Genomic DNA, 5,575 nt, shown 5'->3' on the forward strand with positions numbered 1-5,575 from the left:
AGACAGGTGTACGGGTGGGTGGGGTGCTCGTAGATCTCGTGGTCGGTGCCCAGCTCGACGATCTTCCCCAGGTACATCACCCCGACCCGGTCGGAGATGTGCCGCACCACCGACAGGTCGTGCGCGATGAAGACGTAGGACAGGTTGAACTCGTCCTGGAGTCGTTCCATCAGGTTGATGACCTGCGCCTGCACCGACACGTCGAGCGCCGAGACCGGCTCGTCGGCGACGATGATCTCCGGGTTGAGGGCGAGCCCCCGGGCGATGCCGATGCGCTGCCGCTGGCCGCCGGAGAACTGGTGCGGATAGCGGTTGATGTACTCCGGGTTCAGGCCCACCACGTCGAGCAGTTCCTGGACCTTCCGGCGGCGGTCGCCCTTGGGCGCCACCTCCGGATGGATCTCGAACGGCTCCCCGATGATGTCGCCGACCGTCATCCGCGGGTTGAGGGAGGTGTACGGGTCCTGGAACACCATCTGGATGTTCCGCCGCACCGCCTTCAGCGCCCGCCCCGACAGCCGGGCGATGTCCTCGCCCCGGTACAGGATCTCCCCGGAGGTCGGCTGCTCCAGACTGACCATCAGTTTGGCCACCGTCGACTTGCCGCAGCCGGACTCCCCCACCACGCCCAACGTCTCGCCCTGGTACAGCTCGAAGCTGACGCCGTCCACCGCGCGGACCGCGCCGACCTGCCGCCTGAAGAGGATGCCCTGGGTGAGCGGGAAGTGCTTGACCAGGTTCCGCACCTGGAGGATCGGCTCCCCGCGCGGCTGGGCGGCGGGCAGCGGCGGGGCGGCCGTGCCGGGCCCCGGATCACTCGTCACGGATCGTCTCCCTCCAGAAGTGACAGGCGCTGCGCCGCCCCGGCAGCTCGGCCTCCGGTTCGCCGGGCGGGGTGTCGGGGTCGGTCACCCGCAGCAGCGGCGGGTCCTCGGCCACACAGACGTCCCGCGCCCTCGGGCAGCGGGGGTGGAAGGGGCAACCGGGCGGGATGCGCAGCAGATTGGGCGGCAGGCCCTTGATCGCGTACAGCTCCTTCCCCTTGTGGTCGAGCCGGGGGATGGAGTCGAGCAGACCCCTGGTGTAGGGGTGTGCCGGGCGCTTGTACAGCTCGTGCACCGGCGCCGTCTCGACGATCCGGCCCGCGTACATCACGGCGATCTTGTCGGCCACGTCGGCGACCACACCCAGGTCGTGGGTGATCAGGATCAGACCCATGTTGTACTCGCGCTGCAACTCCGCCAGCAGCTCCATGACCTGGGCCTGGACCGTGACGTCCAGCGCGGTCGTCGGCTCGTCCGCGATGATCAGGTCCGGCTCCAGGGCCAGCGCCATCGCGATCATGATGCGCTGCCGCATACCGCCGGAGAACTGGTGCGGGAAGTCCCCCACCCGCTCCCTGGCGGCCGGGATGCGGACCCGGTCCATCAGCTCGATCGCCCGCGCCCTGGAGTCCTTCCTGGACAGCCCCTGGTGGACCCGGAACATCTCGCCGAGCTGGAAACCGACGCTGAGCACCGGGTTCAGCGAGGACAGCGCGTCCTGGAAGATCATCGCCAGTTGGGCGCCCCGGATGCGCCGGCGCTCCTCGCCGGACATCCGCAGCATGTCCCGGCCGCGGAAGACGATCTCCCCGCGCGGGATGTGCCCCGGCGGCATGTCCAGGATGCCCATGACCGCCTGCGCGGTGACCGACTTGCCGGAGCCCGACTCGCCCAGCACCGCCAGCGTCTCGCCCGCGTTCACCGAGTAGTCGACGCCGTTGACCGCCTTCACCACGCCGTCCCTGGTGTGGAACTCCACGTGCAGGTCGCGGACCTCCAGCAGCGGTTCGTTGACCGGCTCCTCCACGTCGCTCATCTCCGCCCTCCTCAGCGCAGCTTGGGGTCGAGGGCGTCGCGCACCGCGTCGCCGAGCATGATGAACGCCAGCACGGTGACGCTGAGCGCGCCGGCCGGGTAGAGCAGGATGTGCGGCGCGTTGCGGAACTGCATCCCGCTGGACGCGATGGAGATGTCGACTCCCCAGGAGACGGTGGGCGGTTTCAGGCCGACCGCGAGGAAGCTCAGCGTCGCCTCCAGCGCGATGTACGTGCCGAGCGCGATCGTCGCCACCACGATGACCGGGGCGACCGCGTTCGGCAGGATGTGCCGCAGCAGCATGCGGGTGTTGCTCGCGCCCAGCGCCCTGGCCGCCTGCACGTAGTCGTGCTGCTTGGCGGTGAGCACCGCGCCCCGGCTGATCCTGGCGATCTGCGGCCAGGCGAGCAGCGTGATGACGGCGACCACCGGCCAGATGCCCTCGACAGTGATCATCGCCAGGAAGACGAGGGCGCCGAGGATGAGCGGGATACCGAAGAAGATGTCGGTGATCCGGGAGAGCAGCGCGTCCCACACCCCGCCGAAGAAGCCGGCGAGCCCTCCGAAGAGCGAGCCGAGCAGCGCCACCCCGATCGTCGCGCACACGCCGACCGCCACCGAGGCGCGGGCGCCGTAGACGGTGCGGGTGTAGACGTCGCAGCCCTGGGTGTCGAAGCCGAACCAGTGGCCGGCGGTGGGGCCGTCGAGCGAGCGGGCCAGCCGGCAGTCCAGCGGGTCCCGGGTGGCGATCAGCGACGGCCAGAGCGAGATGACGACCAGGAAGACGATCAACAGCGCCGAGATGATGAAGATGGGCCGTCTGCGCAGGTCGTGCCAGGCGTCGGCCCACAGACCGCGCGGCGGCGCCTCGCGGCCCTCCAGCGTCTCGCCCTCCGCCTTGGCCAGGTCGATCTCGCTGCCGGCGCCGCCGATCGCGTCCTCCGGTTCGGCCGCGCCCGGGGTGTGGTGGCTGTCGCGCCTACGCATAGCGGATCCTCGGGTCGAGCACGGCGTACAGGAGGTCGACGATCAGGTTGGCGAGCAGGAACACCAGCACCAGGATCGTCACGAAGCCGACCACCGTGGGCGAGTTCTGCCTAAGCACGCCCTGGTAGAGCTGGTAGCCGACGCCGGGGATGTTGAAGATCCGTTCGGTCACCAGTGCGCCGGCCATCAGCGCGCCGATGTCCACGCCGAGGTAGGTGACCACCGGGATCAGCGAGTTGCGCAGCAGATGACGGGTGGTGATCCGGCTGCGCGGCAGCCCCTTGGCGATCGCCGTGCGGATGTAGTCGGCGCGTACGTTCTCCGCCACCGACGTCCGGGTCAGCCGGGTGACGTACGCCAGCGAGACCAGCGCCAGGATCAGCCCGGGCAGCAGCAGCTCGCCGAACGGCGCCGCCGGGCTGACGGCCGGGGAGACCCAGCCGAGTTGTACCCCGAACACGAACTGGGCGAGCACGCCGGTCACGAACGTCGGGATGGCGATGACCACCAGGCTCAGCAGCAGCACCGTCGAGTCGATGCCGCCGCCCTTGCGCAGCCCGGAGACCACGCCGAGCGTGATGCCGATGACGATCTCGAACCCGATCGCGATCAGCATCAGCCGGAAGGACACCGGGAACGCGTTGGCCATCAACTCGATGACCGGCTGGCCGTTGAAGGCGGTCCCGAAGTCGCCGGTGAAGATCTTCCCCATGTACAGCAGGTACTGCTGCCACAGCGGCTTGTCGAGGTCGAACTCGGCGCGCAGCCGGGCGGCGGTGGCCGGGTCCGGGGTGCGGTCGCCGAAGAGCGCGGCGACCGGATCGCCGAGCGCGTAGACCATCACGAAGATCAGAAAGGTGGTCCCGATGAAGACCGGGATCATCTGGAGCAGTCGTCGGATGACGTAGCGCCCCATGTCGCCGCCTCCTCCTCACCCGCGGGCGGCGGCCGGGCGCAGGGGACGCCCGACCGCCCGCCTCACTTGACGGTGATCTCGTTGAAGACCGGGACGGAGAACGGGTTGAGCTTCACGTCGTCGACCCGGTCCGAGTAGCCGGCGCTGCCGTTCTGGTACCACAGCGGGATCGCCGGCAGGTCCTCGACCAGGACCCGCTCGGCGTCCTTGAACTTGTCCACCGCCTCGCTCTCCTCGTCGGCGGCGTTCGCCTCGTCCACCAGCCGGTCGAACCGGCGGCTGCTGTAACCGCTGTCGTTGGAGGAGGCGCCCGTGTAGTAGAGCGGCTGGAGGAAGTTCTGGATGAGCGGGTAGTCCATCTGCCAGCCGGCGCGGAACATGCCGTTCATCTCCTTGCGGGTGATCTGGTTCCGGTAGTCCGCGAAGGTGCTGACCGGGTTCACCGTGCAGGCGTTGTTGTTCCCCAGCGCGTTGTTGACGCTGTTGCAGACGGCGTCCATCCACTGCCGGTGGGAGCCGGTGTCGACGTTGGAGCTGAGTGTGACCCGGCCGCCGGGCAGCCCGCCGGCCTCGTCGATCAGCTTCTTGGCCTCCTCCGGGTCGTACTCGCAGACGTCGCCGCAGATGCCCTCGTCGTAACCGCCGGCCTCGCCGAGCACGGGCGAGGTGAAGTCCTTGGCCGGGGTGCGGGTGCCGAAGAAGATCCGGTCGGTGATCTCCTCGCGGTTGATCGCCATCGAGATGCCGCGGCGGACCTTCGCGGCGTCGTCGGTCTGCCACTGCTCGCGGTAGAGCGGGAAGGTGATCGTCTGGATGATGCCGGCGGGCTGGTTGATGTACCGGCCGTCCAGGTCCCGTTCGGCGTTGCGGACCTGCGCGGCGGGCACGTCGTCGATCACGTCGAGGTTGCCGGCCTGGAGGTCGGTGTAGGCGGTGTTGTTGTCGGTGTAGACCCGCAGTTCGACGCCGTCGTTCCGCGCCTTGTCGTCACCGGCATAGTCGTCGTAGCGGGACAGCCGCATCGACTCGCCCCGGTTGTAGGCGTCCACCTTGTACGGGCCGTTCCCGACCGGCCTGGCCAGCCAGGCGTCCCGGTCGTCGAAGAACGCCTGCGGCAGCGGCGCGTACGCCGCGTACCCCAGCGTCTCCGGCCACAGCGAGAACTTCTCCGTCAGTCGCACGGTGAAGGTCGTGTCGTCGACGACCTCCAGCCCGGACATCGTCTGGGCGGACGCCTCGGCGCCCTCCTCCTCCGGGTGGACGGCGTCGTAGCCCTCGATGAACCGGAAGAAGTAGGAGTTGATCTGGTTGTTCTCCAGGTTGGCGCCGTAGTTCCAGGCGTCGACGAAGGACCGTGCTGTGACGTCCGTGCCGTCGCTGAACGTCCAGCCCTCCTTGATGGTGACGGTGAAGTTCTGCTGGTCGTCGGTCTCGATGGACTCGGCCATCGCGTCCTCGGCCGCGCCGGTGTCCGGGTTGTAGCGCTTGAGGCCGCGGAAGACCATGTCGAGCACCTTGCCGCCCTGCACCTCGTTGGTGTTGGCGGGCTCCAGCGGGTTCTGCGGATCGCCCCAGGAGGCGCGGACCATGCCGCCGCCGTTGTCGCCCCCTCCACCGCCGCCGCAGGCTCCGGCGGTCAGCGCGAGCGCGGTGGCCGTCGCGATGGCCACGCTGACGCGGGTGGCTCCGCGCATGTGATGCCTCCTGGTGCTCCTGGTGTCCGGTTCGCACTACTTCGGACCCCATGAGACCCGGCCGGGGGCGCGTAAGCACGCATTTGGCGCCCCCGCCGCCCCGATACCACCCATTTGGG

Annotated in this window: 5 protein-coding genes; all 5 read right to left on the reverse strand. The window is 69.1% G+C overall.

Going from position 1 to position 5,575, the window contains the following annotated elements; all coding sequences use genetic code 11:
* Positions 1-824 (reverse strand): ABC transporter ATP-binding protein (locus FNX44_RS23130; RefSeq protein ID WP_323369606.1); only part of this gene is annotated, 824 nt, incomplete at its 3' end.
* Positions 814-1,860, reverse strand: coding sequence for an ABC transporter ATP-binding protein (locus FNX44_RS23135; protein ID WP_143650741.1), 1,047 nt, complete (start codon positions 1,858-1,860; stop codon positions 814-816). The genes FNX44_RS23130 and FNX44_RS23135, both read right to left, overlap by 11 nt.
* A gap of 11 nt (positions 1,861-1,871) precedes the next feature.
* Positions 1,872-2,846 carry an ABC transporter permease gene (locus tag FNX44_RS23140; protein WP_143650742.1) on the reverse strand — a complete coding sequence of 325 codons (975 nt, stop codon included), beginning with the start codon at positions 2,844-2,846 and terminating at the stop codon, positions 1,872-1,874.
* Entirely contained in the window at positions 2,839-3,762 is a 924-nt protein-coding gene (locus FNX44_RS23145; RefSeq protein ID WP_143650744.1) for an ABC transporter permease, read from the reverse strand. The genes FNX44_RS23140 and FNX44_RS23145 overlap by 8 nt, the downstream gene beginning before the upstream one ends.
* A 62-nt stretch (positions 3,763-3,824) precedes the next feature.
* The gene (locus tag FNX44_RS23150) at positions 3,825-5,456 is read right to left on the reverse strand and encodes a peptide ABC transporter substrate-binding protein (protein WP_143650746.1); all 1,632 of its coding nucleotides are present in this window, start codon (positions 5,454-5,456) and stop codon (positions 3,825-3,827) included.
* Positions 5,457-5,575 lie beyond the last annotated feature (119 nt).

It is taken from the genome of Streptomyces alkaliterrae, from assembly GCF_007097205.2.
Classification (GTDB): Bacteria; Actinomycetota; Actinomycetes; order Streptomycetales; family Streptomycetaceae; genus Streptomyces; species Streptomyces alkaliterrae.